The following is a 14,853-nucleotide window of genomic DNA, read 5'->3' on the forward strand; positions in this document are numbered from 1 at the left end:
TCGTTTCCGGCGCCTGATGGACATCGTTCCGAACGGTCTCAGAAAGGAGTGCGGAGTCAGCGAGCCTCGGTGGGGCCGGAATGACTCTGGGGGTTCCCGGAGGGATGCCCCCTGAGTCGTGGAGAGCCCGCGCTGGGCCAGGCGCAGTCGGCACGGACCTTGCGACGTGAGACCCCCGAGACCGGCGCACGACCGGTCCGCCCACAGGAGACAAGTTCCATGACCCACGGCTTCATCCGCGCTGCGACGGGCGCGGTCCTGGCGCTGTCCGCCGTTGTCGGTGGCAGCACCGCGGCGTTCGCGCAAGGCAAGGACATCCGCATCGCCCATGTCTACAGCCGCACCGGCCCGCTCGAGGCCTACGGCAAGCAGACGCAGACCGGATTCCTGATGGGCCTGGACTTCGCGACCGGCGGCACGATGACGGTGGCGGGCCGCAAGCTCGTCGTCCTCGAGAAGGACGACCAGGGCAAGCCCGACGTCGGCAAGAGTCTGCTGGCCGCGGCCTACGGCGACGACAAGGCGGACATTGCCGTCGGCCCGTCTTCGTCGGGGGTCGCGCTCGCGTTGCTGCCGGTGGCCGAGGAGTACAAGAAGATCCTGCTCGTCGAGCCGGCGGTCGCCGATTCGATCACCGGCGACAAGTGGAACAGGTACATCTTCCGGACCGGCCGGAACAGCTCGCAGGATGCGATCTCCAACGCGGTCGCGCTCGACAAGCCGGGGACGGTGATTGCGACGCTGGCGCAGGACTACGCCTTCGGACGTGACGGCGTGAAGGCCTTCAAGGACGCGATCAAGAAGGCCAAGGTCGTCCACGAGGAATACCTGCCCACGACGACGACCGACTTCACCGCCGGCGCGCAGCGGCTCATCGACCGCCTGAAGGACCAGCCCGGCCGCAAGGTGATCTTCATCATCTGGGCCGGCGCGGGGAACCCGTTCAAGATCGCCGACCTCGATCTCAAGCGCTACGGCATCGAGATCGCCACCGGCGGCAACATCCTCCCGGCGATGGCCGCGTACAAGGCGCTGCCCGGCATGGAGGGCGCCACCTACTACTACTTCGGCATCCCGAAGAACCCGGTCAATGAATGGCTGGTGGCCAACCACTACAAGCAGTTCAAGACGCCGCCCGACTTCTTCACCGCCGGCGGCATGAGCGCCGCCATCGCGGTCGTCGAGGCGCTCAAGAAGACCGGCGGCGACACCGCGACGAACAAGCTCATCAAGGCCATGGAAGGCATGAGCTTCGAGACGCCCAAGGGCCGCATGACCTTCCGGCCCGAGGACCACCAGGCGATGCAGTCGATGTACCACTTCAAGATCAAGGTGGATCCGGCCTTCGCCTGGGGCGTGCCCGAGCTGGTGCGCGAGATCAAGCCGGAGGAAATGACGATTCCGATCCGCAACAAGCGTTGAGCGTCGAAGGCTGAACGCCGAGCGCCCCACGTTGAAGGTCCATCGACATCAAGGAGGTTTCAAGTGAAGTCATCCGCTGTCAGAAGTTCCGCGATCCGACTTTTCGTTCCTGCTGCCTCAGTGGCCGCATCGTTGCTGCTGGCGGGCCTCGGCCACGCCGCCGTCCCGCTGCCCTCGCTCAACATCGACAAGACCCAGATCACCGTGTCGGGCCTGTCTTCGGGCGGCTTCATGGCCAACCAGCTCGGTTACGCGCATTCATCGACATTCAAGGGCGTCGGTGTCTTCGCCGCCGGGCCGTACAACTGCGCCGGCCACAGCAACTACACCGCCTGCATGTACAACGCGATGATCTCGTCGTCCGCGCTGAACACGATGCAGGCCGACCTCAACAACTGGAGCGGCACGGCGATCGACGCCAAGAGCCACGTGGCGTCGCAGAAGGTCTTCCTGTTCGTCGGGCTGAGCGACACGACCGTCGGCCCCAACCCGATGAACGCGGTGCAGACGCAGTACCTCAACAACGGCGTCACGGCGGCCAACCTCGAATACGTCCAGCGCAGCGGCACGGCCCACGTGCTGCCCACCGACTTCGACGCCACCGGCAACAACAGCTGCGGCAGCAGCGCGTCGCCCTACATCGCCAACTGCGGCTATGACGGCGCGAAGGCCGTTCTCACCAAGCTGTACGGGACGCTGAGCGCGCGCAACAACAACCCCGCCGCGGCGAACTACATCGAGTTCGACCAGACCGCGTTCAGCACCAACCCCGGCCTGGCGGCGACCGGCTGGGCCTACGTGCCGGCCAACTGCGCCGCCGGCCAGGTCTGCAAGCTGCACGTGGCGCTGCACGGCTGCCAGCAGAACTACGCGACCATCGGCGACAAGTTCGTGAGGAACACCGGCTTCTCGCGCTGGGCCGACACCAACAACATCGTCGTGCTGTTCCCGCAGACGAAGGTCGACAACATCTCGCGCTCGACCGCGGCCAGCGGGCTGCTGCCCAACCCGAACGGCTGCTGGGACTGGGTCGGTTGGTACGGCTCGAACTTCGCGCAGAAGGCCGGCACGCAGATCGCGGCGCTCAAGGCGATGGTGGACAAGGTGGCCGGCGGAACCACCGGCAATCCGGGCGACCCTGGTGATCCCGGCGATCCGGGCACGCCCGCGACCTGCTTCACCGCGTCCAACTACACCCACTCGGTCTCCGGGCGCGCCTACGCGCTCTACGGCATCACCTACGCCAACGGCTCCAACCAGGCGATGGGTCTGTGGAACATCTTCGTCACCACGACGCTGAAGCAGACCGCGCCCAACTACTACGTGATCGGCACCTGTCCCTGATGCTGGAGACCCGCGACCTCACCATCCGCTTCGGCGGGCACACGGCGGTGGACCGCGTCAGCTGCGCCTTCCATCCGGGCACGCTGACGGCCATCGTCGGTCCCAACGGTGCCGGCAAGACGACCTACTTCAATCTGATCTCGGGCCAGCTCGGCGCGAGCGAGGGTCGAGTGCTGCTCGACGGCGAGGATTTGACGCGACTGGCCGCGCCGCTGCGCACGCGGCGCGGGCTCGGGCGCGCTTTCCAGCTGACGCAGCTGTTCCCGACATTGAGCGTGCTCGAGAACGTGCGCTTGGCCGTGCAGTCGCGGCGCGGGGAGGGCCTGAGGATGTTCTCCGTGTGGTTGAACCACCGCGAGCTGCTCGACGAGGCGCGCACGATCGTCGAGCGCGTCCGGCTCGGACATCGCGTCGATGTGCCTGCGGCCAGCCTGCCGCACGGCGACCAGCGCAAGCTGGAGGTCGCGATGCTGATGGCGCTGAAGCCCAAGGTCTACCTGTTCGACGAGCCCACCGCGGGCATGAGCGTCGACGAAGTGCCGGTGATCCTCGACCTGATCCGTGCGTTGAAGGCGGAAGGCAAGCACACGATCCTGCTTGTGGAGCACAAGATGGACGTGGTGCGGGAGCTGGCCGATCGCATCGTCGTGCTGCACAACGGGCGGCTCGTCGCCGACGGTGAGCCCGAAGCGGTGATCGCTTCTCCGGTCGTGCAGAGCGCCTATCTGGGGCTCGCCATGCCGGAGGTCGCATGAGCGCATCGATGCCCAAGACCTTGTTGCGCCTCGACGGGGTGCACACGCACATCGGGGCGTATCACATCCTGCACGGCGTCGATCTGGCCGTCGTCGAGGGCGAGGTCACGATGCTGCTGGGCCGCAATGGCGCCGGCAAGACCACGACACTGCGGACGGTGATGGGCCTGTGGCGTGCGAGTGCGGGCCGTGTGCTGCTCGACGGCCGCGAGATCCAGGCGGTGCCGACGCCGGAGATCGCGCGCCTGGACATCGCCTACGTGCCCGAGAACATGGGCATCTTCGGCGACCTGACGGTGCGCGAGAACCTGCTGCTGGCGGCGCGCCGTGCGCGCTCGCTGGACGACCTCGACACCGCGCGGCTGGACTGGCTGTTCGGACTGTTCCCCGCGCTGCGCAAGTTCTGGCTGTATCCGGCCGGCAAGCTGAGCGGCGGGCAGAAGCAGATGCTGGCGATCGCGCGCGCGATGGTCGAGCCGCGTCGGCTGCTGCTGATCGACGAGCCGACCAAGGGGCTGGCGCCGGCGATCATCCGCAACCTCATCGAGGCACTCGGGGAAATCAAGCGCGGCCGCGACGGCGCGCGCACGACGGTGCTGCTGGTCGAGCAGAACTTCATGGTCGCCCGGGCCCTGGGCGACGGCGTCGCCGTCATGGACGACGGTCGCGTCGCGCATGCAGGCCGCATGGCCGATCTGGCCGCCGACGATGCGTTGCAGCAGCGGCTGCTCGGACTCTCGCTGGCGGCACATCAATGAACCCGACCGATGCCATTCCCAAGGCGCGTTTCGACGCGATCCCGCTGCTGCTGGTCGTCGCGCTGGCGCTGACGGCGCTGCCGCTGATCGGATCGCCATCGAGCTGGGCGACGCTGACGATCGCCGGCCTCGCGATGGGGCTCATCGTCTTCGTCATCGCGTCGGGGCTGACACTGATCTTCGGCCTGATGGACGTGCTGAACTTCGGGCACGGCGTGTTCATCGCGCTGGGCGCCTTCGTCGCCACGACGGTGATGGGCGCGATGAGCGTGTCCGGCGGCCTGGCCGTCAGTCCGTCGCTGGCGCAGAACCTCGTCGCGGTCGGCGTCGCGGCGCTGGCGGGCATCGTCAGCGCGGCGGCACTGGGGCTCGTCTTCGAGCGCGTGCTGGTGCGTCCCGTCTACGGCATGCACCTGAAGCAGATCCTGATCACGATGGGCGGGATGATCATCGGCGAGGAATTGATCAAGCTGGTCTGGGGCGCGCAGATGATCCCGCTGCAGCCGCCGGAGTCGCTGCGCGGCGCGCTGGTGCTCGGCGACGTGGCGGTCGAGAAGTTCCGGCTGCTGGCGGTCGTCTTCGGCCTCGCCGTATTCATCGGGCTGTTGTGGCTGCTCAACCGGACCAAGCTCGGCCTGCTGATCCGCGCCGGCGTCCAGGATCGCGAGATGGTCGAGAGCCTCGGCTACCGCATCCGGCGGCTGTTCGTGGCGGTCTTCGTCGCCGGCTCCGGCTTGGCGGGCCTGGGCGGCGTGCTGTGGGGGCTCTACCAGCAGAGCGTGATCCCGCAGATCGGCGCGCAGGTAAACACGCTGATCTTCATCGTGATCATCATCGGCGGCCTCGGCTCGACGCTGGGTTGCTTCGTCGGCGCGCTGCTGGTCGGCCTGATGGCCAACTACTGCGGCTTCCTCGCGCCCAAGGTGGCGCTGTTCTCCAATATCGGGCTGATGGTCGCCGTGCTGCTCTGGCGGCCGCAGGGCCTCTATCCGGTCGGCCACCGTTGAGCGGAGCGAGCTTCCCATGCGCCTGATCCGTTCCCTGCTTTCACACGACTTGCCGCGCAGTCGCCTGCTGGCGGCACTGCTGCTGCTCACGGTGCTCGGACTCGCGTTCGCGCCGTTCGTGTTCCCGGGCACCAAGGCGATGAATGTCGCGGCCAAGATCCTCGTGTTCATCGTGCTTGTGGGCAGCTACGACCTGCTGCTCGGCTACACCGGCATTGTCAGCTTCGCGCACACGATGTTCTTCGGTATCGGGGCCTATGGTGTCGCCATCGCGAGTTCGCGCATGGAGCCGGGCTTTGCGGCGCTGGCCGTCGGCATCGGCGGCGCGCTCACGCTGTCGCTGCTGCTCGCGCTTGTCATCGGGCTGTTCTCGCTGCGCGTGAAGGCGATCTTCTTCGCGATGATCACGCTGGCCGTCGCGGCGGCGTTCCAGGGCCTGGCGTCGCAGCTGTCCGACGTCACCGGCGGCGAGGACGGTCTGAACTTCCGGCTGCCGCCGCTGCTGTCGCCGTCGACGGAGTTCCTCGAGGAGCCGGTGCTCGGCGTCTCCATTGACGGCCGGCTGCTGAGCTACTACCTGCTGTTCATCGTGACCGTGGCGCTGGTGCTGCTCCTGCTGCGCATCGTCAACTCACCGTTCGGCCGCGTGTTGCAGGCGATCCGCGACAACGACTTCCGCGCCGAAGCCATCGGCTACCGGCTGGTGACCTACCGCACGCTGTCGACATTGCTGGCCGCGGTCTTCTCGACCCTGGCTGGCGCGCTGCTCGCGATCTGGCTGCGCTACAACGGGCCGGACACCTCGCTGTCCTTCGAGATCATGCTGGACATCCTGCTGATCGTCGTGATCGGCGGCATGGGCACGATCTACGGCGCGGTGATCGGCAGCGTGCTGTTCGTGCTGGCACAGAGCTATCTGCAGGACCTCATGCGCGTCGGCGCGTCGGCAGTGGCGGGCGTGCCGGTACTCTCGCAACTGATCGCGCCGGAGCGTTGGCTGCTCTGGTTGGGGGTGCTGTTCGTGCTGGCCGTGTACCACTTCCCGAACGGGTTGGTCGGGCGCCTGAGGCAGGCGAGGAGGGGATCGTGAAGTCGACGTCGAACTACCTGCGCTGCGAAGGCCGCGAGATCCACTTCCAGGCCTGGGGTGATCCGGACGCCGAGCCGGTGATCGCCTGGCACGGCCTGGCGCGCACGGGACGCGACATGGACGAGTTGGCCACCCACCTCGCGGGGACGGGGCGCTACTTCGTGGTGTGTCCGGACACCCTCGGTAGAGGGCTGTCGCAGTGGAGTCCGGAGCCGGACAACGAGTACTGCCTCGCGTTCTACGTGAAGCTGGCGGTGGCGCTGGTCGATCAACTGGGGTTGCGGGAATTCCACTGGGTGGGCACGTCGATGGGCGGTGCGATCGGACTGCTGGCCGCGGCGACCTCGCTGCGCGGCCGCATCCGGCGGCTGGTGCTCAATGACATCGGCCCGGAACTCGCGGAGCCGGCGATCCAGCGCATCCGCGGCTATGCGGGGTCACCGTCGGCGTTCGACACGGTGTCGGCGCTGGAACAGTACTTCCGTCAGATCTACCAACCCTACGGCTGGATGAGCGACACGCAATGGCGGCGCTTGACGGAGAGCTCCGTGCGCCGGCTGCCCGACGGGCGGGTGACGCCGCATTACGACCCGGCGATGGTGCGCCAGTTCTTCGTCCATCCGGACGATTACAAGCGCTGGACCGAGTGGGATTCGTTGAGCCTGCCGGTGCTGTGCCTGCGTGGGGAGACGTCGGATCTTCTGCTGCCGGAGACGGCCGACGCGATGCGCGTCCGTGGGCCGAGGGCGGAGGTGGTCACGATCCCGGGCTGCGGCCATGCGCCAGCACTGAACGTGGCGGAGCACTTCGCCATCGTGCGGCGGTTTCTCGACGGCGGATGAGTGCTCCGCAGACGAAGACTCATCGCTTGATGAGCCAGCCCAGCACGCCGCCGAAGACAGCGGTGAGCGTGGACAGGGCCCATTGGCGGTTTTCGTCGATCAGGCATTGATCGCGCAGCGTGAACAGGCTGAAGCCGACGAGCGCCATCAAGATGACGATGCTCACAAAGAAGAGCCCCAGATCCTTGATTCGGCGAGTCCGTGCATCTGCCCGAGATTCGGGGATTCCCACCTTGGCGTCGAGCAGTTGGGCAGCTTCGACGTGGTGTCCTCGCTGCTCATGTCAGATCCAGTTGACCTGCGTCTTCAGATGATGCTCGTGGCCCTCGTCGACGAATCCGAGGATCCGGCCATACCGAACCTCGCGGCGCAACTTGAAGTAGGTGTAGAGCGCGCGGTCGATCACTTCCATCTCGGTGCGACGATCCTCGCGCGCAGCCCAGCGGATGTCGTCGTAGGCGGCGTCGGTCAACGTGGCGGTCAAAGGGACTGGCATGCAGGATTCCTTTCATATCGCCACCCGGACATCGGGTGCGAATCGAAAGTGGAGCACGCCCCTCGCGCTCAACGCCAGTGCCGCGACGGGGGATTCCTGCAAGCTTTGCGCGGCATCAAGGACCCTCGAAATAACGAGTGTCCGTCCGTCGTGGTGATGGTTCGTCCCTCGTCGGAGGGATCCCTCACAGGGGGTCAGTCGTTGAGCTGCGGCAGATCCAGCCAGCGCGCCAGCCGGCGGCGCAGCGTCAGGAAGTCGAGCGGCTTGGTCAGGTGCTCGTCCATGCCGGCCTTCAGGCTGTCGGCGACGTCGCTGTCCAGCGCATGCGCCGTCAGCGCCAGGATCGGGAAACGCGGGAGCCGGCCCTGCGCCTGCTGCTCCCGCAGCCGGCGCGCGCATTCCAGTCCGTCCATGCCCGGCATCTGGATGTCCATCAGCACCAGGCTCGGTGCCGCGCGTTCGCACAGGTCCAACGCTTCCTGGCCGTTGCGCGCGAGCTGGGTCTTCAGGCCCATCAGCGCCAGGAATTCCAGCGCGACGACCTGGTTGATCGGGTTGTCCTCGACCAGCAGCACGAAGGGCTCGCCGGGCGCCGGGCGTTGTCCGGACACGGACGCGTCGGCCATCGACGACGGGGGCGTGGACTTCGCGGACGCGTCCGACGTCATCAAGACCAGCGAGGTCTCGGAAATCTCCGAAGTGGAATGGCCGTCGTTTCTGTCCATGTCGCTTGTCGTCCCCGATCCGATCGGGATGCGGGTATTCCCTAGGTGAGTCGTCCGTCGTCCGGTTGGACCGGGAGCCGCTGTTGCTCCGCGACGACGGGGTCCATTGTTGCCGCAGCCTCGGAAGACTAGCAAGTGTGCGGAAGTCATCGATCGGAGGCCTTGACAAGAGGTAGGCGAGGGCTTCCTGAGCGGTCGTGCGTTTTCATTTGCTTACCACTGTGTCGCCCCTGGATGTCGTCCGCAGGCCATCCGGGTCGCCCCGGATCACCTGCCGCCCCTCCTGCCACGCCGTGACACCGCCGCTCCCTAGAATCATCGCCCACTGCCTTTTCCGAGGCTCCAGAGCCCACACCACATGTCCGATTCCGATATCCGCATCCGGGGCGCCCGCCAGCACAACCTCAAGAACCTCGACCTGGACATCCGGACAGGGGAATTGACGGTGGTGACCGGGCCCAGCGGGTCGGGCAAGTCCAGCCTGGTTTTCGACACGCTGTATGCCGAGGGCCAGCGCCGCTACGTGGAGACCTTCTCCGCCTATGCGCGCCAGTTCCTGGACCGCATGGACCGTCCCGCGGTCGACAAGGTGGAGGGCGTGCCGCCCGCCATCGCGATCGACCAGACCAACCCCGTCCGCACCAGCCGCTCCACCGTCGGCACGATGACGGAGCTCAACGACCACTTGAAGCTGCTGTTCGCGCGCGGGGCGGCCCTGTTCGATCGCGAGACCGCGCTGCCCGTCCGGCACGACACGCCACAGACGATCTACGCGGAACTGCTCGAGCGCACGAAGACCGACGACCCGCGCCTGGTGCTCACCTTCCCGGTCGAGCTGCCCGAGTCGGTCAGCGCGGGCGAGGTCGAGCAGTGGCTCTCCGCCTCGGGCTTCACCCGGGTGCAGTCGGAGCGTGTCGTGGGCGGCCGCAAGATCCTGGACGTCGTCGCCGACCGTTTCCGCATCCAGGGTGCGGAGCAGGCGCGGGTCATGGAGGCGATCGAACTGGCGCTCAAGCGCGGCAGCGGCCGGCTGATGGTCCATGTGCTCAGCGCGGAGGAGGGCGTCGAGCCGACGCTGTGGCGCTACTCCACCGGCCTGCACTGCCCGGAGAGCGACATCCGCTACGCCGATCCGCAGCCGGCGCTGTTCTCTTTCAACTCGGCGATGGGCGCCTGCGAGACCTGCCGCGGCTTCGGCCGGGTGATCGGCGTGGACCTGGGCCTCGTGATCCCGGACGAGCGCAAGACGCTGCGCGGCGGCGCGATCAAGCCCATGCAGACGCCGGCCTGGAAGGAGAGCCAGGACGACATGCTGAAGTACGCCGGCGACGCCGGCATCCCGCGCGACACGGCGTGGAACCAGATGACGCCGGCCCAGCGCGAGTGGGTCATCGGTGGCAGCCCGAACTGGAACGGCAACTGGAACAAGCAGTGGTACGGCGTCAACCGGTTCTTCGAGTACCTGGAGAGCAAGGCCTACAAGATGCACATCCGGGTGCTGCTGTCGAAGTACCGCAGCTACACCGAGTGCCCGACCTGCCGCGGCGCGCGGCTCAAGACCGAGGCGCTCCTGTGGCGCGTCGGCTCCAAGGCCCTGGCAGACGCGGCCCTGCCGGCGGACCAGCGTTTCATGCCCGAGGGAGTCAAGTGGTCGCGCGAGCAGCTGGAAGCGTTGCCCGGCCTGTCAGTGCACGACCTGATGCAGCTGCCGATCCACCGGCTGAGACGCTTCATGGACGAGCTGCAGCTGCCGGGCACGCTGCTGGATGAAGCGCTCAAGCTGCTGCTCGACGAGATCCGCAACCGCCTCAAGTACCTCGTCGACGTCGGCATCGGCTACCTGACGCTGGACCGGCAGAGCCGCACGCTGTCGGGCGGCGAGGTGCAGCGCATCAACCTGACGACGGCGCTGGGGACCTCGCTGGTCAACACGCTGTTCGTGCTGGACGAGCCCAGCATCGGCCTGCATCCGCGCGACATGAACCGCATCGTCGAGGCGATGCAGCGGCTGCGCGACGCGGGCAACACGCTGGTGGTCGTCGAGCACGACCCGGCCGTGATGCTGGCGGCCGACCGGCTGATCGACATGGGCCCGGGACCGGGCCAGCAGGGCGGACAGATCGTCTTCGACGGCACGCCCGCGCAGATCCGTTCGGCCGACACCTTGACCGGCGCCTACCTGGGCGCCCGCAAGCACGTGGGCATGGGCCTCAAGCGCGTCGTCGAGGAGAACACGCCGCGGCTCATCCTCGAAGGTGCGCGCGAGCACAACCTCAAGAACGTCAGCGTCGAGTTCCCGCTGCAGCGCATGGTCGCGGTGACCGGCGTGTCCGGCTCGGGCAAGAGCACGCTGATGCAGGACGTGCTCTATCCGGCGCTGGCGCGCTGGTTCGGCCAGGCCACCGAGACGCCGGGCCAGCATGACCGGCTGCTGGGCGCGGACTGGCTGGCCGACGCGGTCTTCGTCGACCAGTCGCCGATCGGCAAGACGGCGCGCTCGAACCCGGCGAGCTACGTCGGCGTCTTCGACGAGATCCGCAAGCGCTTCGCCGATACGCCGATGGCCAAGGAGCGCAGCTACGGCGCCGGCATGTTCAGCTTCAACGCTGGTGACGGCCGCTGCCCGACCTGCGGCGGCTCGGGCTTCGAGCACGTCGAGATGCAGTTCCTCTCCGACGTCTACCTGCGCTGCCCCGACTGCGACGGCAAGCGCTTCCGCGCCGAGCTGCTCGAGGTCAAGCTCGAGCGGGCCGGGCGTCAGCTGAGCGTGTCGGACGTGCTGGAACTGACGGTGGCCGAGGCACTGGGCGTCTTCAAGGACGACCGCGAGGTGCTCAACAAGCTGCAGCCGTTGTCGGACGTCGGGCTCGACTACCTGACGCTGGGGCAGCCGGTGCCGACGCTGTCGGGCGGCGAGGCGCAGCGCCTCAAGCTGGCCGGTTACTTGGCCGAGGCGGCGTCCAAGCCGCGTCAGGCGACGGCGACCAAGGGCACGCTGTTCCTGTTCGACGAGCCGACGACGGGCCTGCACTTCGACGACATCGCCAAGCTGATGCGCGCGATGCGCAAGCTGCTGTCGGCGGGGCATTCGCTGATCCTGATCGAGCACAACCTCGACGTGATCCGCGCGTCGGACTGGGTCATCGACCTCGGCCCCGAGGGCGGCGAGGACGGCGGCCTGGTGATCGCCACCGGCACGCCGGAGCATCTCAAGGACCATCCGACCTCGCACACCGCCAAGGCGCTGCGCGAGTACGCGCTGGAGATGGACCGCGCGCCGGTCAAGGTGTCGGAAGGCCAGCCGCTGCAGTCGCTGCTGCGCCGGCGCCGCCAGGAAGACGAGGTGATCCGCATCGTCAACGCGCGCGAGCACAACCTGAAGTCGGTCGACGTCAGCATCCCGCGCGGCAAGTTCAACGTCGTGACCGGGGTGTCCGGCTCGGGCAAGAGCACGCTCGCCTTCGACATCCTGTTCAACGAGGGGCAGCGCCGCTACCTCGAATCGCTGAACGCCTACGCGCGCTCGATCGTGCAGCCGGCGGGCCGGCCCGAGGTCGACGCGGTGTGGGGCATCCCGCCGACGGTCGCCATCGAGCAGCGCCTGTCCCGCGGCGGCCGCAAGAGCACGGTCGCGACGACGACCGAGGTCTGGCACTTCCTGCGCCTGCTCTACGTGAAGCTGGGCGTCCAGCATTGCGCGCACGACGGCACGCCGGTGAAGCCGCAGAGCGTCGAGGCCATCGCCGCGCAGCTGCTGCGCGACTACAAGGGCAGGCACATCGGGCTGCTGGCGCCGCTGGTGGTCAACCGCAAGGGCGTCTATACCGACCTCGCGAAATGGGCCAAGCAGCGCGGCCACACGCACCTGCGCGTGGACGGCGAGTTCCTGCCGACCAGCCCGTGGCCGCGACTGGACCGCTTCAAGGAGCACAGCATCGAACTGCCGGTCGGCGACATGACGATCACGCCGGAGACCGAGGCCGAGCTGCGTGAACTGCTCGCCAAGGCGCTGGATCATGGCAAGGGCGTGGTGCATGTGCTGTCGCCGCTGGACGGCCTGCACGAGGCGCTGCGCAGCGGCAAGGCGACGCGCGGCATCGGCGAACTGCGCGTGTTCTCGACGAAGCGGGCCTGCCCGCAGTGCGGCACCAGCTATCCGGAACTGGATCCGCGGCTGTTCAGCTACAACTCCAAGCACGGTTGGTGCACGACCTGCGTCGGCACGGGCCTGGCGCTGACGCGCGAGCAGCGCAAGGCGCTGGACGACACACAGCAGGACAAGGACAACCGCGGCCGCGAGCAGAGCTTCCCCGCCGAGGAAGCCGAGATCGAGGACCTGAGCGATGCGCCCTGTCCCGATTGCCACGGCGCGCGGCTGAATCCGGTGGCGCGCGCGGTGAGCTTCGAGCACGAGACGATCGGCACGGTCGCGTCCTGGAGCGTGAAGGACGCGCGCGAGTGGATCGCCGGCCTGGCGCTGACCGGCCGCGACGCGGAGATCGCGCGCGACGTGGTCGTCGAGATCAAGGGCCGTCTTGAATTCCTGGAGGAAGTCGGCCTGGGCTACCTGACGCTGGACCGCGCGGCGCCGACCCTGTCGGGCGGCGAGGCGCAACGCATCCGGCTGGCGGCGCAGCTCGGCAGCAACCTGCAGGGTGTCTGCTACGTGCTGGACGAGCCGACCATCGGCCTGCATCCGCGCGACAACCAGATCCTGCTGAAGGCGCTGGCGACGCTGGGCGACAAGGGCAACACGCTGGTGGTGGTCGAGCACGACGAGGACACGATCCGTCGCGCCGACCACATCATCGACATCGGTCCGAGCGCGGGCAAGCGCGGCGGCCGCGTGATCGCCGAGGGCACCGCCGCGGAGATCGCGAAGAACCCCGACTCGCTCACGGGCCGTTTCCTGTCGAGACCGCTGGTGCACCCGCTGAAGGAGCGCCGCGTGATGGAGGAGGACGCGCCGAAGCTGACGGTGCTCAATGCCTCGCTGCACAACCTGCGCGGCGTGACGGTGGACGTGCCGCTGCACCGGCTGGTGGCGATCACGGGGGTGTCCGGGTCCGGCAAGTCCACGCTGGCCCGCGACGTGCTGCTGGCCAACATGGCTGCCGCGGTGCCGCTGCGCCGCGCGCCGTCGAAGTGGGTGGGCTGCGACGCGATCGAGGGTCATGCGCAGGTGGACCGCGTGCTGGAGGTCGACCAGACGCCGATCGGCAAGACGCCGCGCAGCTGCCCGGCGACCTACATCGGCTTCTGGGACGCGATCCGCAAGCTGTTCGCCGAGACGCTGGAAGCGAAGGCGCGGGGCTATGGGCCCGGCCGCTTCAGCTTCAACACCGGCGAAGGCCGGTGCCCCGGCTGCGAGGGTCAGGGCATGCGCACGATCGCGATGAGCTTCCTGCCCGACGTGAAGGTGCTCTGCGACCAGTGCCACGGCCAGCGCTTCAATCCCGAGACGCTGGCGGTGAGCTGGCGCGGCAAGAGCATCGGCGAGGTGCTGCAGATGGAGATCGACGAGGCGGTGGAGTTTTTCGCCGCGATGACTTCAATCTCGCACCCGCTGAAGCTGCTGCAGGACGTGGGGCTGGGCTACCTGACGCTGGGGCAGCCGAGCCCGACGCTGTCGGGCGGCGAGGCGCAGCGGATCAAGCTGGTATCCGAGCTGGTGAAGGTGCGCGACGACGTCACACGCCGCGGCCAGAAGGCACCGCACACGCTGTACGTGCTGGACGAGCCGACGGTGGGGCTGCACATGGCGGACGTCGAGAAGCTCATCCGCGTGCTGCACCGTCTGGTGGACGGCGGGCACAGCGTGGTCGTCATCGAGCACGACCTCGACGTGATCGCGGAAGCGGACTGGGTGCTGGACCTCGGACCGGAAGGCGGCTCCGCGGGCGGGCTGGTGGTCGCGCAAGGACGCCCGGAGACGCTGGTCGAGCTGGGCACGCATACCGGGAAGGCGCTGGCGCCCGTGCTGGCGCGGCGCTGACCGGAGGTTCGCACCACGCCATGGAAAACGGCCTCGCAAGAGGCCGTTTTCGTAGGTGTCGTGAGCTGCGCCGCGGTGACGCCGTCAATGCGGCTTGCGCCGCTGCCGCTGCTCGAAGTCGTCGCCGTGATAGACGTTGCCGTCCCAGGTGCCCGAGCGGTGCTTGGCGCGGGCGATCGCGTCCCGCGCCGCATCGTGGGCCGCGCGGCGGCGGTCGCGGGAATTGAAGCGGCCACGCAGGCTGAACCCGCTGATGAGGAGTCCTGTTCGCTTGAACCAGCCACGCCAGGCCAGTTGATGCCGGCGCGGCAAGGCCATGTCGATCGCGAGGAACACGCAGGTCAGCAGACCGAGAGCGGCGAGGACTTTGGCGAACATACGTCGGCGCTGTGAATCACACCTTGCTGGTGTGTAAGCCA

The 14,853-nt window shown here is 67.8% G+C and carries 12 protein-coding genes; 8 read left to right on the top strand and 4 right to left on the bottom strand.

Going from position 1 to position 14,853, the window contains the following annotated elements:
- Nucleotides 1-219: 219 nt before the first annotated feature.
- The 7 genes from ACQ859_RS06880 (at nt 220) to ACQ859_RS06910 (ending at nt 7,218) form a co-directional block, all read left to right on the top strand.
- Complete coding sequence (locus ACQ859_RS06880; protein ID WP_431265144.1) at nt 220-1,422, top strand: substrate-binding domain-containing protein; 1,203 nt, start codon at nt 220-222, stop codon at nt 1,420-1,422.
- Nucleotides 1,423-1,542: 120 nt separating this feature from the next.
- Nucleotides 1,543-2,766 (top strand): extracellular catalytic domain type 2 short-chain-length polyhydroxyalkanoate depolymerase, encoded by a 1,224-nt coding sequence (locus tag ACQ859_RS06885; protein WP_431265145.1) that lies wholly within the window; start codon nt 1,543-1,545, stop codon nt 2,764-2,766.
- Nucleotides 2,766-3,521, top strand: a complete 756-nt coding sequence (locus ACQ859_RS06890; RefSeq protein ID WP_431265146.1) for an ABC transporter ATP-binding protein — start codon at nt 2,766-2,768, stop codon at nt 3,519-3,521. Before ACQ859_RS06885 ends, ACQ859_RS06890 begins: the two co-directional genes overlap by 1 nt.
- 8 nt (nt 3,522-3,529) lie before the next feature.
- On the top strand, nt 3,530-4,279 hold the full coding sequence (locus tag ACQ859_RS06895; RefSeq protein ID WP_431266478.1) for an ABC transporter ATP-binding protein: 750 nt from the start codon (nt 3,530-3,532) through the stop codon (nt 4,277-4,279).
- Nucleotides 4,276-5,286, top strand: coding sequence for a branched-chain amino acid ABC transporter permease (locus ACQ859_RS06900; RefSeq protein ID WP_431265147.1), 1,011 nt, complete (start codon nt 4,276-4,278; stop codon nt 5,284-5,286). Before ACQ859_RS06895 ends, ACQ859_RS06900 begins: the two co-directional genes overlap by 4 nt.
- A 22-nt stretch (nt 5,287-5,308) precedes the next feature.
- Entirely contained in the window at nt 5,309-6,376 is a 1,068-nt protein-coding gene (locus ACQ859_RS06905; protein ID WP_431266479.1) for a branched-chain amino acid ABC transporter permease, read from the top strand.
- Nucleotides 6,373-7,218 (top strand): alpha/beta fold hydrolase, encoded by an 846-nt coding sequence (locus ACQ859_RS06910; protein ID WP_431265148.1) that lies wholly within the window; start codon nt 6,373-6,375, stop codon nt 7,216-7,218. Before ACQ859_RS06905 ends, ACQ859_RS06910 begins: the two co-directional genes overlap by 4 nt.
- A gap of 19 nt (nt 7,219-7,237) precedes the next feature.
- On the opposite strand, the gene ACQ859_RS06915 is transcribed toward ACQ859_RS06910, so the two are convergent.
- From ACQ859_RS06915 to ACQ859_RS06925, 3 genes are all read right to left on the bottom strand, one after another.
- Nucleotides 7,238-7,450, bottom strand: coding sequence for a hypothetical protein (locus tag ACQ859_RS06915; protein ID WP_431265149.1), 213 nt, complete (start codon nt 7,448-7,450; stop codon nt 7,238-7,240).
- 51 nt (nt 7,451-7,501) lie between these two features.
- Nucleotides 7,502-7,714 (bottom strand): hypothetical protein, encoded by a 213-nt coding sequence (locus tag ACQ859_RS06920; protein ID WP_431265150.1) that lies wholly within the window; start codon nt 7,712-7,714, stop codon nt 7,502-7,504.
- 194 nt (nt 7,715-7,908) lie between these two features.
- A complete protein-coding gene (locus ACQ859_RS06925; RefSeq protein ID WP_431265151.1) occupies nt 7,909-8,439 on the bottom strand; it encodes a response regulator in 531 nt (176 codons plus the stop codon).
- 358 nt (nt 8,440-8,797) lie between these two features.
- Here ACQ859_RS06925 and uvrA point away from each other — a divergent pair, with 358 nt between their 5' ends.
- The gene (gene uvrA / locus ACQ859_RS06930) at nt 8,798-14,434 is read left to right on the top strand and encodes an excinuclease ABC subunit UvrA (RefSeq protein WP_431265152.1); all 5,637 of its coding nucleotides are present in this window, start codon (nt 8,798-8,800) and stop codon (nt 14,432-14,434) included.
- Nucleotides 14,435-14,518: 84 nt separating this feature from the next.
- Here uvrA and ACQ859_RS06935 read toward each other — a convergent pair whose 3' ends face one another.
- Nucleotides 14,519-14,812, bottom strand: coding sequence for a hypothetical protein (locus ACQ859_RS06935; RefSeq protein ID WP_431265153.1), 294 nt, complete (start codon nt 14,810-14,812; stop codon nt 14,519-14,521).
- Nucleotides 14,813-14,853: the final 41 nt, after the last annotated feature.

The organism is Roseateles chitinivorans (assembly GCF_050632235.1).
Lineage (GTDB): Bacteria > Pseudomonadota > Gammaproteobacteria > Burkholderiales > Burkholderiaceae_C > Roseateles > Roseateles chitinivorans_A.

Bases quoted from the DNA above. Each gene is read 5' to 3' on its own strand.
- ACQ859_RS06880 (WP_431265144.1), top strand. From the start codon at position 220: ATGACCCACGGCTTCATCCGCGCTGCGACGGGCGCGGTCCTGGCGCTG.
- ACQ859_RS06890 (WP_431265146.1), top strand. From the start codon at position 2,766: ATGCTGGAGACCCGCGACCTCACCATCCGCTTCGGCGGGCACACGGCG.
- ACQ859_RS06895 (WP_431266478.1), top strand. From the start codon at position 3,530: ATGCCCAAGACCTTGTTGCGCCTCGACGGGGTGCACACGCACATCGGG.
- ACQ859_RS06900 (WP_431265147.1), top strand. From the start codon at position 4,276: ATGAACCCGACCGATGCCATTCCCAAGGCGCGTTTCGACGCGATCCCG.
- ACQ859_RS06920 (WP_431265150.1), bottom strand. From the start codon at position 7,714: ATGCCAGTCCCTTTGACCGCCACGTTGACCGACGCCGCCTACGACGAC.
- ACQ859_RS06925 (WP_431265151.1), bottom strand. From the start codon at position 8,439: ATGGACAGAAACGACGGCCATTCCACTTCGGAGATTTCCGAGACCTCG.
- uvrA (WP_431265152.1), top strand. From the start codon at position 8,798: ATGTCCGATTCCGATATCCGCATCCGGGGCGCCCGCCAGCACAACCTC.
- ACQ859_RS06935 (WP_431265153.1), bottom strand. From the start codon at position 14,812: ATGTTCGCCAAAGTCCTCGCCGCTCTCGGTCTGCTGACCTGCGTGTTC.